Raw genomic sequence first — 15,171 nt, forward strand, 5'->3', positions numbered from 1 at the left:
CTGCCCTGTTTCCAGGGGCAGCAGAGGCTCGATAACCGCCCACGCCTTATCCGTCAGTTCTCCACGTCCAACCACGAATCCATCATTTGCACACGATCATGAACAAGATCCGCAGGACACGCCCTAGCCCGGAACGACGCAGGCGGCACCCAAGCCCCCGGAAGGGATGAGTGCCGCCTGCGACGACCGGGCTGCGTCGACCGGGCTGTGCTGATCGGGCTGGGCCGACCGTCCAGCCTCGCCCGAGCGTCAGCTCGCGGTCGGCTCCGTCTCGCGCAGCGTGACCTCCACCTTGGCGTCGGCCTCGTCGACCGCCACCGTGACCAGCTCGGCCACCGTGCCCGCAGCCCGCAGGTCACCGATGACCGCCTGCACGGCCGTGATCCGGGCGGCGGTGTCGGACACCACGACCTTCTCGACCTCGGCGCGCACCGACTTCTTGGCGTCGGACTTGGTCTTGCGGATCTGACGCAGCACGTCGGCCGCGACCGCCAGCACCGACAGCTCGCCGGCGGCCGGTTCGTCCGAGCCCTTCAGCAGGTCACGGATCTCGACCGGGGCGGGCCAGCTGGACCGGTGGATCGAGCCGGCGCCGAAGCCCGGCAGCCGCTGCCCGGACCCGGTCGAGGCCATCGACCAGGCCTCTTCGGTGACGTAGGGCAGGAACGGCGCGAACAGCCGCAGCAGCACCGAGACCGCGGTGCGCAGCGCCGTCTGGGCCGAGACGGCCCCGGGGCCCTCACCGTAGGCTCGATCCTTCACCAGCTCCAGGTAGTCGTCGCAGAACTGCCAGAAGAACTCCTCGGTGAGCTTGAGCGCCCGCGAGTAGTCGTAGGCCTCGAACGCCGCGGTGGCCTGCTCGACCAGGGTGATCAGCTGGGCCAGCAGGGCCTCGTCGACCGGATCGGTGATCGCGCCCTCGGCCCCCGCGCCCTCGGCCGAGCCGAAGCCCAGCGCGAACTTGGAGGCGTTGACGATCTTCAGCGCCAGCCGCCGGCCGATCTTCATCTGACCCGGGTCGAACGCCGTGTCCACGCCCAGGCGGGCGCTGGTGGCCCAGTACCGCACCGCGTCGGCGCCGTGCTGTTCCAGCAGGTCGGACGGCACCACCACGTTGCCCTTGGACTTGGACATCTTCTTGCGGTCCGGGTCGAGGATCCAGCCGGACAGGTTGGTGTGCGTCCAGGGCAGGCTGCCGTGCTCGTAGTGGCTGCGCACCACGGTCGAGAACAGCCATGTGCGGATGATGTCGTGGCCCTGCGGGCGCAGGTCCATCGGGAAGGTGCGGGCGTGCAGGTCCTCGTCCTCGCTCCACCCGGTGACGATCTGCGGGGTCAGCGAGGAGGTGGCCCAGGTGTCCATCACGTCCGGGTCGCCGGTGAAACCGCCCGGCTGGTCGCGCTGTTCGGCGGTGTACCCGGCCGGCACGTGCGACTGCGGGTCGACCGGCAGCTGCGCGTCGTCCGGGACGATCGGCTTGTCGTACTGCGGTTCGCCGTCGGCGTCGAGCGCGTACCACAGCGGGATCGGCACACCGAAGAAGCGCTGACGGGAGACCAGCCAGTCGCCGTTCAGGCCCTCGACCCAGTTCTCGTACCGGTGCCGCATGTGCTCCGGCGTCCAGTGCAGGTCTTTACCGCGGGCGATCAGGTCGTCGCGGACCTGCTCGGAGCGGCCACCGTTACGGATGTACCACTGCCGGCTGGTGACGATCTCCAGCGGCCGGTCACCCTTCTCGAAGAACTTGACCGGGTGGGTGATCGGCCTGGGGTCGGCCAGCAGGTCGCCGGAGGACCTCAGCATCTCCACGGTGGCCTGCTGGGCCGCGAAGACCGACTTGCCGGCGATCTGGGCGAACGCCTCGCGGCCGGCCTCGGTGGCGAGCCAGGCCGGGGTGTCGGAGGTGACGCGGCCGACCTTGGTGATGATCGGCCGGGTGGGCAGATCCAGCTCACGCCACCAGATGACGTCGGTCAGGTCACCGAACGTACAGATCATGGCGATGCCGGTGCCCTTGTCGGGCTGCGCCAGCCGGTGCGCCACGATCGGCACCTCGACCCCGAAGACCGGGGTGGTGACGGTGGTGCCGAACAGCGGCTGGTACCGCTCGTCGTCCGGGTGGGCGACCAGCGCGACACAGGCCGCGAGCAGCTCCGGCCGGGTGGTGGAGATGGTCACCCCGTCGCCGGAGGCGCCCGAGACAGAGTGGAAACGCAGGTCGTGGTAGGCCGCCGGACGGTCGCGGTCTTCCAGCTCGGCCTGGGCCACCGCCGTCTGGAACGTGGTGTCCCACAGGCTGGGCGCCTCGGAGGAGTACGCCTCGCCGCGCTCGAAGTTCTTCAGGAAGGCTCGCTGGCTGATCTTCTGCGAGTACTGCGAGACCGTGGAGTAGGTCAGCGACCAGTCGACCGAGAGCCCGAGCGTGCGCCAGAGCTGCTCGAACACCTTCTCGTCGGTGGCGGTGAGCTGCTCGCACAGCTCGACGAAGTTGCGCCGGCCGACCGCCACGAAGTCCTGCCGCTTGGACGGGACCTTGGCCGGGGGCGTGAAGTCCTCGACGTAGGGCACCGACGGGTCGCACCGCACGCCGTAGAAGTTCTCCACCCGGCGCTCGGTGGGCAGACCGTTGTCGTCCCACCCCATCGGGTAGAAGACCTCGCGGCCGCACATGCGCTGGAACCGGGCGATCGTGTCGGTCTGGGTGTAGCTGAAGACGTGACCGACGTGCAGGGAGCCCGATACGGTCGGCGGCGGGGTGTCGATGGAGTAGATCTCGGAGCGCTCACGGGTCCGGTCGAACCGGTACGTACCTTCGCGCTCCCAGGTCTCGCCCCAGCGGGCTTCGAGACCGTCGACGGCAGATTTCGGGCTTCCCATGGATCCGACTCTATCGGTTCGGCGCGACCCCGTTTCCCGCCTGTGGACAACCCCGCTACGCCTCGCGGACCAGCAGCGTCGCGTCCGCGGCGATCGCGGCCAGGGCCAGCGTGCGGTATCCCACCTGCTCGAACAGCACGGTGATCCGGTCGGCCTCGTCGCGCATCACCACCCCGGGTCCCCACTCCCGGTGCCGGACGCGTTCGTTGGTGTCGAAGCGCACCGCCGCGATCTCCGGCGGCAGATCCTCGGCCTCGGCCTCCTGCTCGGCCACCAGACCCGACTTGCAGGTGTCGCAGTTGCCGCAGCCCGGCTCGTCCCCGGTGTCCAGCTCCTCACCGAAGTAGCCGAGCAGGAACTCCCGCCGGCACCCGGTGGTCTCAGCGAAACCGCGCATCATCTCCACCCGGGACTTGTCCATCCGGGTGTGCTCGGCATCCACCTCGGCCGCGGCGGCCACCGCGGCGGCCGCCGGGACGCTCACGTCCGTGTAGGCCAGCGCGTCGTCCTGCACCTGTACGGCCCCGGCCTGCTCGAGCAGGTTCACCGCGTTGGTGAGCTTGGTGTGGGTGAGGTCCAGCTGCTCGCGCAGCTCCCCCACCGGCACCGGGCCCTCCTTCTTGGTGTGCTTGCGCACCGCCCCGGCCACCTGCGTCAACGTGTCCTCGTCGGGGCCGCCGGAGGCGAAGAAGTTGCGCAGCGACAGGTCTTCGGGGCGGTAGTAGAGGCAGGCCAGCGCCGGGTCTCCGTCACGGCCGGCCCGGCCGATCTCCTGGTAGTAGGAGTCGATCGAGTCGGGCACGTCGGCGTGCAGGACGAACCGCACGTCCGCCTTGTTGATCCCCATCCCGAACGCGTTGGTGGCCACCACCACCTCGACCTCACCGGCCAGGAACGCCTGGTGCACCTCCTCGCGCTCGGCCACCTTCAGCCCGGCGTGGTAGGCCCGGGCGCTGCGGCCCTCGGCCCGCAGCGCCTCCGCGTACTCCTCGGTGGAACGCCGGGTGGCGGTGTAGACCAGCCCGCTGCCCTTCAGCTCGGCCACCCGCTCGACCACGGCCTTCTCCTTGTGCCGGGCCTCGACGAACCGCCGGACCTCCAGCTCCAGGTTGGGCCGGTCGAAACCGGTGACCAGCTGCACCGGATCGTTCATCCGCAGCCGTTCGGCGATCTCCGCCCGCACCGGCGGGGCCGCGGTGGCGGTGAGGGCGACCACCCGCGGCCGCCCGAGCGTCTCCACCACGTCACCGATGCGCAGGTAGTCAGGCCGGAAGTCGTGCCCCCAGGCCGACACGCAGTGCGCCTCGTCCACCGCCAGCAGCGAGACCTTCAGCTCGGCCAGCCTTTCCAGGACTTCCTGGTTGGCCAGCTGCTCCGGGGCAAGGAACACGAACTCCGCATCGCCCGTGGTCAGTGACTCCCAGGCCTCGTCGGTGCGGCCCCGGCTCTGCGCCGAGTTCACCGCCACCGCGCCGAGCCCCGCGTCCTCACCGTGCCGGGCCAGGTTGGCCAGCTGGTCGCGCTGCAGGGCGATCAGCGGCGAGACCACCACGGTCGGCCCGTCCAGCAGCAGACCGGCCAGCTGGTACACCGCCGACTTACCCGCCCCGGTGGGCATCACGACCATCACGTCCCGGCCGTTCGCCAGGGCCTTGACTGCCTCGAGCTGCCCGGGGCGCAGTTTGGCCAGGCCGAGCCGCGTTCGGGCCAGCTTACGGATGCGGGTCGAGAGGGGTACCAACTTCACACGCCTATCCTGGTGGAAACCGGGACGGAGGGCACGCCCGGCGCGATTCACCACCCACCGTGGTGCAACGGTCACGCTACCGGTCGCGGCAGATTCCGCCAGATCACTTGTCGCCGAGGACGGTTTGGCCCGAATGAGCTCGCCGTCCGGGCGCCACCGGAACGCGATCGAGGCCACGTCCTCCACCAGGCGGGCAGGTGTTCCCGCATGAGGCGGGTCGAACCTAGGGTGAGGCCATGCCCTTCCCCGCACCCCGCCGGCGTCCGACCTCTGGCCAAGGCCTCACCCGACGAGCCGGACTGGCAGCACTGGCCCTGGCGGGGTTGACCGCCTGCGCCGGAACCTCGCGCGCCGAGTCCACGCCTCCGGCCACCAGCACTCCTTCGAGTGAGCCGGGCCACATCAAGCACGCCGATCTGGCCTACGCCGAGGCGGTGGGCCGGGCGCACCTTCTCGACCTCTACGTGCCCACCGGCGTCCAAGGCCCCTTCCCGGTCGTGCTTTTCCAGGCCGGCTCGGCCTTCGGCAGCGACGACACCAAGTCCACCACCTCCGACCTGAGCGGCACCGTCGGCGCCGAGAACCTGGCCGGCCTCTGGGCCCAGCACGGCTACGCCGTGGTCGGCCTGAACGTGCGCAGCTCCGCCCAGGCCAAGTTCCCGGCCCAGGTGCACGACGTGAAGGCGGCGATCCGCTGGCTACGCGCCCACGCCGACGAATACGGCCTGGACAAGCAACGTTTCGCCACCATGGGCACGAGCAGCGGCGCGTGGGGCGCGGTCATGGCCGGGGTCTCGGCCGGGAACGCCTTCCTCGAGGGCGATCTGGGCAATCCCGGGGAGTCCAGCGAGGTCCAGGCCGTCGTCGACCTCTTCGGCCCGACCAACTTCCTGGCCATGGACAAGCACCGGCTTCCCGAGGGCCAGAAGCACAATCCGGGCTCGTCGCCCGAGTCGCAGCTCATGGGTTTCCCGATCCAGACCCGCCCCAAGGCCACCCGCCGCGCGAACCCGGCCACCTACGTCACCGCCGAGGCCCCGCCCATCTGGATCACCCACGGCACGGCCGACCTCCTGGTGCCCTTCAACCAGTCGCAGATCCTGTTCGGCGCCTACCACGACGCCGGTGCCCCAGCCACTTTCAGCCTGGTGCAGGACGCCGGGCACACCGATGCCTACCTGACCGGCTCCGCCCCCACCCCGCAAGTGGTCGTCCACACCACCGAGGGCGGCAACCTCACCCGCACCGACCAGCCCGCCCCGACTTTCGAGACAGTACGCGCGTTCCTCGACCAGAACCTCGCCCGCTGAGCTCAGTAGAGGCCGTGCTGGGCGTCCAGCGCGAGCATGTCGTCGATCAGCTTCGCCTCGACCTCGAGCTCGCGCTGGCTCTTGGCGATCTGCCCGCCGGTCGGCACGTCCCGGCGGCTGGGCCAGGTGGCGGCGTCCCAGAGGCTCGAGCGCACGAAAGCCTTGCTGCAGTGCGAGAACAGCTCCTCCACCGCCACCTCCACGCTCAGGTGGGGCGCGGATCCCTTCACCGTCATCCGGTCCAGGTAGGGCGCGTCGGTCACGATCCGGGCCCGGCCGTTCACCCGGATGGTGTCGCTGATCCCGGGCACCACGAACAGCATGCCCACCCGGGGCGACTGCAGGATGTTGCGCAGACTGTCCAGGCGACGATTCCCCCGCCGGTCGCCGAAGGCGATCGTCTTCTCGTCCAGCACCAGCACGTTCCCGGCCGGGTCACCGCGCGGTGAGACGTCGCAGGTTCCGTCCTCGGCGGTGGTGGCCAGCAGGAAGAACGGGCTGAGCTCGATGAAGCGCCGGGACTCGGGGTCGATCCGGCCCACCGCCTTGGAAGCGATGTCCGGATGCGGCAGCTCGACGATCTCGCGCAGCTCCGCCTCGTTCGTGATCACTCGGCTCATCTGCCGCGACACCGCACCGTCTCGTCGTCCACTGGTTCGCCCGCCAGGTTAGGCAAGCCTCAACTGGCGTCGCAACCAACCGTGTCGAGCACCACGGAAAATTGCGGTGGCGCCGGACCGGCCCGCTGTTGCACGATGTCCGACTGCCCAAAAACAGGGCACGGAGTGGAGGTCGTCGACATGGACGTTCGGGAGCTGCTGACCGAGCCGGTGCTGGAGTACGGGGACCGGACGGTGGCCGAGGCCGGCCAGATCCTGCGCTGCACGGTGGGCTCCGGGCTGCACGGCATCGCCATCGCCGGCACCGACGACCACGACGAGATGGGCCTGTTCGTCGAGCCTGCCCGCTGGCTGCTCGGGCTGGGCTACACCCGTGACAGCTACGTGGCCCGTTCCCAGGCCGAGGGAGCCCGGTCCGGGCCGGGTGACACCGACCTGGTCATGTACAGCCTGCGGAAATACCTGCGGCTGGCGGTGAAGGGCAACCCCACCGCGCTGCTGCCGCTCTTCGCGCCCGAACCGGATCTGCTGTTCTGCAACGAACTGGGGCACGAACTGCGGGCCCTGCGGCAGTCCTTCCTTTCGCAGGCCGCGGCCACCCGCGTCCTGGGGTTCATGCAGGCCCAGCGCAAGGCCCTGGTCAACGGCGGGCGGAAGGTGCCGAACCGTCCTGAGCTGGTGGAACGGTACGGATACGACACGAAGTACGCCTCGCACGCCCTCCGCCTGGCCATGCAGGGCCGTGAACTGGCGCAGCACGGCCGACTGACCCTGCCGATGCCCGAGGCCGAGCGGCAGCGGGTGCTGGAGGTGAAGTCCGGGCAGGTGAAAGAGCTGCAGACCGTGCTGGACGAGATCGACGCGGTGGCGGCCGAGGTGGTGCAGGCGCTGGAGTCCGGCCGCACTCCCCTGCCGCAGCGGGCCGACACGGCCACGATCGAGGAGTGGGCGGTCAACGTGCACCGCCGGTTCTGGGACTGGGCTTGAACTCCGGCTCGCTGGGCCCGATGCTCGCCCGAGGTGCCACAGCGGCGTAGACGAAGGGGAGACATGGCGGACGACAACGGCAAGCGCCGGTCCGGTTCGTCCCAGAAACCCCCTGACCCACGCGGCAGCTGGCCCGCTGTGTTCTCGGCGCTGGCTGTCGCGGGTCTGCTCTTCGCCGGGGCGATCGCCCTGCACTACGGCAAGCTGCCGGCCTTTCTGGTGCCAGCCACCGAACTGGGCGAGGAGGCGACGGTCGAGGGCCGGCTGACCCAGGGCCCGGCCTCGACCGCCGTCACTCTCGTGGTCTCGGTACCGGCCGAGGCCAAGGTCTCCGACCTCAAGGCCAAGACCGACCAGCAGGTGGCCACGGTGGCGGTGAAGGTGCAGAACACCTCCGACCGCCCCGTGCCCGTGCCGGGTGCCGACCAGTCCCTGCGCACCGACCTGGCCCGCTCCTACGACAGTCGCACCGACGACGCCGTCGAGGTGGCCGCGGGCAAGACCCGCACGGTCGAGCTGCAGTTCCTCATCCCGGCCGACGAGGAACCGGACACCCTGAACCTGAAACTGGCCGGCGAGACGGTGAAACTGGACGTGCGCTGAGCCGGTCCGTCAGATCAGCTCACCACCGGCCAGTTCGAGGAGTCCCAGGTCAGCCGGTTGATCCCGAGCTTGGCCACACCGTTGTCGGCGCCGTCGTAGTAGTGGTACACGAGCACGTCGCCGTCACCGTCCTGGATCAGCGACTGCCCGCCCGGGCCGACGATGCTGCCGTGCGTGCCCAGGATCTGGGTGCCCCCGCCGGCGGTGAGCAGCTTGCCCGGCCGGTCCTTGTACGGGCCGGTGATGGTCTTGGAGCGGCCGACCATGATCTTGTAGGTGCTGTCCTTGCCCTTGCAGCAGTTGTCCCACGAGGTGAACAGGTAGTAGTAGCCGGCGTGGTAGATGATGGCCGGCGCCTCGATCGCCGTGCTCCCGGTGCGGGAGGCCAGGCTGTGCACCGTGGAGCTGCTCGAGATCCGCTTGCCCGTGGTCGGGTTCAGCTCGATCATCTTGATCCCGGTCCAGAACGAGCCGAGCGAGAGCCACCACTTGCCCTGCCGGTCGACGATCAGGTTCGGGTCGATCGCGTTGTGGTTGCTGCTGGTCGTGGTGGAGTAGATCTTGCCCTGGTTGGCCCAGCTGCCGGGCTTGCCGGTGGTGCTGGTGGCCAGGAAGATCGCCGACTTGTTCTTCCCGAACGACGAGGCCGAGTAGTACAGGTAGAACTTGCCGTTGCGGTACGAGAGGTCCGGCGCCCACAGGTTGGCGTTCGACTGGCCGGTGTACTCGTCCGTCCAGGAGGCACCGTTGGGGAAGGCCAGCCCGGTGTAGGTGAACTTGGTGCGGTCGGTGGAGGTGCGCAGCGCGATGCCGGGGGCCGTGGCCGCCATCAGGTAGGTGCCGTCCGGCCCCTTCACCATGGTCGGGTCGTGCACCGCGATGTTGCCCGAGACCGCACCCGGGCCGGGGTAGTTGGCCGCACCGGCAGAACGAAGGTGCAGGGTCGCCGGAACGACCGCCGCGGTCACGACCGCGGCGGCGAGCAGCCACGCCAGCCGGATCCGGCCCTTCCGGGCTCCCGACCGCACTGAGAAGACGCTGGACATGGCACCTTTCCTGGTTCGACGGTGCCGGCGGGTCGCCGGCCGACGCCAGTGAGGTCGGTTCCGGGCGCTCTCAGGTTGCTTTCGGGACCTTCAAATCGAGGTCAAGTTCCCGGGGGCACGTCCGGCTCGGTCTTCTTTTGGACGATCGACGCGGCGGGCGAGGGAGCGTCGGTCCGGGTGGGGGCCGGGTTCTCGGAACGGGTGTACCGCGCGATCTCCTCGTCCGCACTGAAGATCAGCGTGTCGTCCTCGACCCGCACAGTGGTGGCCCGGTCGAGCACGTCGTAGTGCGGCACGTTGGCGCAGCCGATCTCGGTGGAGGCCATCTCCTTCTGCTCGAACGCACCGCCGGCGTCGAGGTCGTAGGTACCGCGCAGGCCGTTGCACCCGTCGCTGCCGGTCCATTCACCCTGGTCGAACTCCAGATAGGCATCGGCCCAGGAGTCCGCGAACACCGGATCCAGGCGGTACCCCTCGATCCGCAGCGGATACCACCGGCCCACGATGTCTTCGGCCACGTTGGACCCGACCAGCGCGGTCCCCTCGGCCACGGGCTCGCCCTGCTCTCCGCAACCCGTGACCAACAGGACGGGCAGGACCAGGCCGACCACCGCCGTCCTCAATTTCTGGCTCATCGAAATACCTCCCTCACCAGTGCCGAACCTTGGACGGCCCGCCGCCCGGATTGGTTCCCCATGCGGCCTTGACGGAGCGAAGAGCTTGGGCGACGCTGATGTTAATTGATTAACACCGTCGGGAGGAAAGATGGGACCGCGCCCCACCCTCAAGTCCGTGGCCGCCGCCGCGGGGGTGTCCACGGCCCAGGTCTCCTACGCCTTCAACCGCCCGGATCGGCTGTCTGCCCAGGCCAGAGTGCGCATTCTCGAGGTCGCCCGGCAGCTGGGCTACTCCGGGCCGAACGCCGCGGCCCGCTCGCTGCGCACCGGCAAGGCCGAGGCGATCGGAGTCCTGTTCACGGTCGGTCTTTCCCAGGCCTTCAAGGACCCCTATCTTCTGGCCATGCTCGGGGGTCTGGCCGAGATCACCGAGCAGACCGGGACGGGCCTGGTCCTGATCCCGTTGGCGGCCGCTGGCTCCGGCCCCGACGAGCTGCGTAAGTCGCTCGACGCCGTGCAGCGCGCGGTGATCGACGCGGCCGTGGTGGCCGACAACCTGACCGACGAGCATCCGGCGGTCCAGGTCTTGCGCGACCGCCACATTCCGATGGTGCGGGAGTCGATCAACGAGTCCGGACCGTTCGTCGCCATCGACGACCGTGCCGCCGCCCGCGAACTTGGTTCACATCTGGCCGGTTTCGGGCATCAAAACGTGGTCTTCGTGGTTTACAGCCTTCACCAACAATGGACGTCGGTGAGCCTCGACGACGAAAGTCACCTCACGCGCTACTCCAGATTGCGTCTGGCCGGGCTGCGCGAGGGCCTGGGCCCACGAGCTCGCGTGCGCGTCGTCAGCGGCGGCAAGAATTCGCCTTCGCCCGACGCAGCTGGGTTTTTCGACCAACCCGACATGCCCACAGCGATCGCCGCCGACAGTGACGTCATGGCCACCGGCGTCCTCAAGGTTCTTCAGCAGAGGGGACTTCGGCCCGGGCGCGACATCTCGGTCACCGGGTTCGACGACATTCCCTCCGCAGCCACCCTCGGGCTCACCACGATTCGGCAGCCGATCCACGAAAAGGGCCGCCTGATGGGCCGTCTGCTGCTCGACCCCACCTACACCGAGGAACAGGTAGTACTCCCGACCCACCTCGTCGCCCGTTCCAGCACCGGCCCCGCACCCCTCGTCCGCAATCATCGCCCGGAAGGAACCGCACCCGTGACCACCGAGTGGCAGAGCGAGAACCTCGATCTCGAAGCCTATCTGAAGCGAATCGGACACACCGGACCACTGGAGAGCGACGAGAAGACCCTGGCCGCCCTGCACCGCGCCCATGTGGCCAGCATCCCGTTCGAGAACCTCGACGTCATCCTGGGCCGCGGCATCGCCGTCGACCTGGAGCACGTGCAGGCCAAGCTGGTCGATCGGCAGCGCGGGGGTTACTGCTACGAGCACGGCATGCTGTTCGGAGCCGTCGCCGAACGGCTGGGCTTTCAGGTCACCCGCATTCTGGCCCGCGTCGGCGACCCAGCCGAAATCGTCCGCTCCCGATCCCATCTCGTGCTCCGAGTGGCCACCCAGGAGCAGCAGTGGCTGGCCGACGTCGGGTTCGGTTCCGGCCTGCTCACTCCCCTGCCATTCACTTCAGGTGCAGCGCAGCAGCAGGGCGTCTGGCAGTACGAGCTTCAGCAGACCCCGGACAACGTCTGGCACCTGCGTGAGTTCGGCAAGACGATCCAGACCTTTGCCGAAGAACTGCAGTACTTCGTCGATGTGGAGGCCGCCAACTTCAACACCTCGACCAACCCCAACTCCCCCTTCACCCATCGCCCCATCGTCGTGCGTAAAGACGAAACTTCGGTGCGGGCCCTGCGTGGCCGCACCTACAGCATCGAACGCCCCGGCCAACCCACCGAACAGCGCGAACTCAGCGACAGCGAGTTCACCGACCTCCTGCGCTCAGACTTCGCCCCCACCCTCACCGATGCCGAGATCTCCGCCCTGGTCGCGTCTCTTTCTCCCCAGAAGGAGGCCGGCCATGAGTGACCTGGGCCAGCTCGCCGTCATCATCGCCAGCGTGCGCAAAGACCGCCTCGGCCCCACCGTGGCCACCTGGTTCCTCGATCATGTCCCGCCCGGCACCGACGTCATCGACCTGGCCACGCTGGACCTCCCCGACCACCTGGCCGGCGGCGGCGACACCGAACTCTTCACCAAGCGCATCGAACGCGCCGACGCCGTCGTGGTGATCACGCCCGAATACAACCGCGGCTACCCCGGAGCCCTGAAGACCGCGATCGACACCGTCGTGGCCGAATGGCAGGCCAAGCCCATCGGTTTCGTCTCCTACGGCGGCATCTCGGGCGGGCTTCGCGCGGTCGAGCAGCTGCGCCTGGTCTTCGCCGAGCTTCACGCCGTCACCGTGCAGGCCGCGGTCAGCCTCCCCCATGCCTGGGATCGGTTCGACGAGCAGGGCAAGCTGCGCGAACCCCGGCATCCGGACTCGGCGGCCGCAACGATGCTGGGGCAGCTGGCCTGGTGGTCGGAAGCACTACGGCAGGCGCGGGCGACCAGCGCGTTCGCTCTCTAGTCGGCGTTCCGCTCATCCGGCCGCTCGAGCCTGGGCGATCTGGGTCAGGTTGGCGGTGACCACAGCCAGGTGGGTGGCGACATCGGCGTCCCGGGGCCGGGCTGCGACCTTCAGCCCGGTCCGCGGCACATCGCCGAGCGCCTTGACGGTGTCCGCGATCTCGTTCGGACCGAGGAGAGACGCGGCCGCCGAGGCCAGAGCGGCGTCCGAACCGTGGGCGGGGATGTGCATGTCGGTCCAGGCCGGCCCCCAGGCCGTGTCCTCACCGGTCGCACCGGAGAAGATGTAGGCCCGTAGCAACTCCGCCTCGTTGACCGCGGCGATGTGCTCGAGGGCGAGATCCGGGCCATGCCCCTCGATGGCCGAACGGCCCCAGTTCAGGCTCATTCCCAGCACGTCGGAGGGCAGGCCGAAAGACTGCACGGCCGCGATCTCGTCCGACAGCTGGAAGAACCCCTTGGCCGGAGTCTGATCCGGAACGTAGGCGTCGCAGTGCTCGACGAGCAGTTCGGCGCCGGCGAGATCCCATTCCAGGATCTCGGTGAGGGAGCGTTCGAACGCCGACCGGGAGCCACCTCGTGGCCCCGGAGCGCTGTGCACCTCGATGGCGGCGACCCGACGGGTGCCGTACTCGTCGGCCAGGGTGCGAGCCAGGTCGCGGGCCCGGGCGACGTCGGCGAGCGCCTCGCGGCGGTGGGTCTCGTCGTCGGAAGCCAGCCCGTACAACGGGTTCTGGCCCAGCGCGACCATCATCGAGGGCACCAGCGAGACCACCAGGTCCCAGTCGGGCCGGACGTGCTGCCGGATCCAGGCCGGTTCCAGGGTGCGCGTGCCGGCCGGGGCCAGGGCGAACTCGAGGCCGCTGAGCCCCAGCTCGGCAACGCCGTCGAAGAACGCGTCCTCCCCCGCCGGGTCGGCGGGTGCGGTGATGTAGGCGGCCAGGAAGAGCCCCTCGAGGCTGGTCATCTGATTCCTCCGTCGTAGCGCGTAACGGACCTTGCGGGCGATTTGTGGGGGTTGACGCATTTCTGGCGAGCAATTAAGTTCCGTCTAACGAAACTCGGTTCCATAAACAGTCTGACACCCGCGTAGGTGGCCCGGCAACAGCCGTCCCGAATTTTCAGCCCCCTACTGCAGGCGCCGTCCCGAACCGCTCCCGAGCAGCCCGCGCCGCTCGCCGGAGGTCTGCTTACGCAGCCCGAGAAGGAGTTTCACCATGATGCGAAACAAAGCCGTTTCCGTCACCGCCGCCCTGGCCGTCGCCGTTCTCGCCCTCACCGCCTGCAGCGCCGGTGACGGCACCCGCACCGGTGCCGCGGCCGAGAAGGAGTCCGGCGACAGCGCCGAGACGACGTTCAAGCTCGCGTTCAACCAGCAGCCGAACCATCCACAGTTCGTCGCGCTGGACGCCATGGGCGACCGTCTCAAGGAACGCACCGGCGGCAAGTACGACATCGAGGTGTTCCCGAACGAGACGCTGGGCACCCAGAAGGACACCATCGAGCTGGTGAAGGCCGGCACCATCGAGATGTCGATGGTTGCCGGGCCGCTGATGGAGAGTCTCAACCCCGACTTCGTCGTGTTCGACCTGCCGTTCACCTTCGACTCGCAGGAGCACCAGCGCACGACCACGAACGACCCGGCGATCGTCTCCGAGCTGTACTCCTCGCTCGACGACCAGGGCCTGCACGTGCTGGGCTCGTTCCACGGCGGGGTCCGGAACATGTACACCTCGAAGGGACCGATCACCAGGCCCGAGGACATGAAGGGCCTGAAGATCCGGGTCATCGAGTCGGACACCAACATCGAGATGATGAAGATGATGGGCGGTAGCCCGGCCCCGATGGGGATGGGCGAGGTCTACACCGCGATCCAGTCCGGAGTGCTCGACGGCGCCGAGAACAACGAGCTCACGTACGCCAACGTGAAGCACGCCGAGGTCGCGAAGTACTACAGCTACACCCGGCACCTGATGCTCCCGGACTACCTGCTGATCAACCCCAAGGTCACGGACGAGATGTCCGAGGAGCACCGCAAGATCTTCCTGGAGGAGATCGCCACCGCGATCGAGGAGGAGGGCGAGCTCTGGGAGCAGGAGATCCCGAAGTCGAAGGCGCTCGCCGAGCAGGCCGGCACCGAGTTCAACGAGGTCGACGCCGACGCCTTCACCGCCCTGATCGCCCCGCTGACCCAGAAGAAGCTCACCAACGACACCGTCCGCGACATCCACGCCAAGGTCCGGGCGGCGGCGGAGGGGCTGGAGCCGTGACCGCGCTGAAGAGCGTGCTGGACCGCGTCCTGACCTGGATCTGTGTGGTGCTGTTCGCGGCCCTGGTGCTCGACGTCGGCTGGCAGGTGTTCGCCCGGCAGGTGCTGAACGCGCCCAGCGGCTGGTCCGAGGAACTGGCCAAGTACCTGTTCATCTGGGTCGGACTGCTCGGCGGGGCACTGGTTTTCGGCGAGCGCGGGCACGTGGCGGCCGACCTCGCGGTGCAGCGGGCGCCGGAGAAGGTGCAGCGGGTCACCGCGGTGCTGGTCCAGATCGCGATCCTGGCCTTCGCGATCCTGGCCCTGATCTGGGGCGGCTACCGGGTGGTGCACCTGACCTGGGACCAGACCCTGACCGGCCTGCCGGTGAACGTGGGCTGGATGTACCTGGCCCTGCCGATCTCGGGCGTGATCACCGTGGTCTACACGATCTATCACATGATCCACATCAGCACGGGCGACGAGATCGCGATCGATCCCGACGCCGAGACCTCGCTCGCGTAGA

At 68.8% G+C, this 15,171-nt stretch carries 13 protein-coding genes; 7 read left to right on the plus strand and 6 right to left on the minus strand.

What is annotated here, in order from left to right:
• Positions 1–249: 249 nt before the first annotated feature.
• Positions 250–2,877, minus strand: coding sequence for a valine--tRNA ligase (valS, locus tag QSK18_RS24490; RefSeq protein WP_285623757.1), 2,628 nt, complete (start codon positions 2,875–2,877; stop codon positions 250–252).
• A 55-nt stretch (positions 2,878–2,932) separates the two neighbouring features.
• Positions 2,933–4,624, minus strand: a complete 1,692-nt coding sequence (locus tag QSK18_RS24495) for a RecQ family ATP-dependent DNA helicase (RefSeq protein ID WP_232813473.1) — start codon at positions 4,622–4,624, stop codon at positions 2,933–2,935.
• A gap of 236 nt (positions 4,625–4,860) precedes the next feature.
• Between QSK18_RS24495 and QSK18_RS24500 the strand changes: the two genes are divergently transcribed.
• Entirely contained in the window at positions 4,861–5,934 is a 1,074-nt protein-coding gene (locus QSK18_RS24500; RefSeq protein ID WP_232813474.1) for an alpha/beta hydrolase, read from the plus strand.
• 2 nt (positions 5,935–5,936) lie between these two features.
• Here QSK18_RS24500 and QSK18_RS24505 read toward each other — a convergent pair whose 3' ends face one another.
• Positions 5,937–6,554: an MSMEG_1061 family FMN-dependent PPOX-type flavoprotein gene (locus QSK18_RS24505; RefSeq protein WP_285623760.1), complete on the minus strand. Its 618-nt coding sequence runs from the start codon at positions 6,552–6,554 to the stop codon at positions 5,937–5,939.
• A 180-nt stretch (positions 6,555–6,734) separates the two neighbouring features.
• On the opposite strand from QSK18_RS24505, the gene QSK18_RS24510 reads away from it, so the two are divergent.
• Both QSK18_RS24510 and QSK18_RS24515 read left to right on the plus strand, forming a co-directional pair.
• Positions 6,735–7,541, plus strand: a complete 807-nt coding sequence (locus QSK18_RS24510) for a nucleotidyltransferase domain-containing protein (RefSeq protein WP_285623762.1) — start codon at positions 6,735–6,737, stop codon at positions 7,539–7,541.
• Between the two features lie 63 nt (positions 7,542–7,604).
• Complete coding sequence (locus QSK18_RS24515) at positions 7,605–8,144, plus strand: DUF4352 domain-containing protein (protein WP_232813477.1); 540 nt, start codon at positions 7,605–7,607, stop codon at positions 8,142–8,144.
• A 14-nt stretch (positions 8,145–8,158) separates the two neighbouring features.
• On the opposite strand, the gene QSK18_RS24520 is transcribed toward QSK18_RS24515, so the two are convergent.
• Positions 8,159–9,190 carry an arabinan endo-1,5-alpha-L-arabinosidase gene (locus tag QSK18_RS24520; RefSeq protein ID WP_285623765.1) on the minus strand — a complete coding sequence of 344 codons (1,032 nt, stop codon included), beginning with the start codon at positions 9,188–9,190 and terminating at the stop codon, positions 8,159–8,161.
• 101 nt (positions 9,191–9,291) lie between these two features.
• Positions 9,292–9,825: an META domain-containing protein gene (locus QSK18_RS24525; protein ID WP_285623767.1), complete on the minus strand. Its 534-nt coding sequence runs from the start codon at positions 9,823–9,825 to the stop codon at positions 9,292–9,294.
• A 130-nt stretch (positions 9,826–9,955) separates the two neighbouring features.
• Here QSK18_RS24525 and QSK18_RS24530 point away from each other — a divergent pair, with 130 nt between their 5' ends.
• A complete protein-coding gene (locus QSK18_RS24530) occupies positions 9,956–11,854 on the plus strand; it encodes an arylamine N-acetyltransferase (RefSeq protein ID WP_285623769.1) in 1,899 nt (632 codons plus the stop codon).
• Positions 11,847–12,398 (plus strand): NADPH-dependent FMN reductase, encoded by a 552-nt coding sequence (locus tag QSK18_RS24535; protein ID WP_232813481.1) that lies wholly within the window; start codon positions 11,847–11,849, stop codon positions 12,396–12,398. The genes QSK18_RS24530 and QSK18_RS24535 overlap by 8 nt, the downstream gene beginning before the upstream one ends.
• 12 nt (positions 12,399–12,410) lie before the next feature.
• On the opposite strand, the gene QSK18_RS24540 is transcribed toward QSK18_RS24535, so the two are convergent.
• Positions 12,411–13,364 (minus strand): DUF4862 family protein, encoded by a 954-nt coding sequence (locus QSK18_RS24540; RefSeq protein WP_285623772.1) that lies wholly within the window; start codon positions 13,362–13,364, stop codon positions 12,411–12,413.
• A 250-nt stretch (positions 13,365–13,614) separates the two neighbouring features.
• Between QSK18_RS24540 and QSK18_RS24545 the strand changes: the two genes are divergently transcribed.
• Together QSK18_RS24545 and QSK18_RS24550 are read left to right on the plus strand one after the other, a co-directional pair.
• Positions 13,615–14,667 (plus strand): TRAP transporter substrate-binding protein, encoded by a 1,053-nt coding sequence (locus tag QSK18_RS24545; protein WP_285623774.1) that lies wholly within the window; start codon positions 13,615–13,617, stop codon positions 14,665–14,667.
• Complete coding sequence (locus QSK18_RS24550) at positions 14,664–15,170, plus strand: TRAP transporter small permease (protein WP_285623776.1); 507 nt, start codon at positions 14,664–14,666, stop codon at positions 15,168–15,170. The genes QSK18_RS24545 and QSK18_RS24550 overlap by 4 nt, the downstream gene beginning before the upstream one ends.
• The last annotated feature ends 1 nt before the right edge of the window (position 15,171 follow it).

This window comes from Kineosporia sp. NBRC 101677, from assembly GCF_030269265.1.
Taxonomy (GTDB): Bacteria; Actinomycetota; Actinomycetes; order Actinomycetales; family Kineosporiaceae; genus Kineosporia; species Kineosporia rhizophila.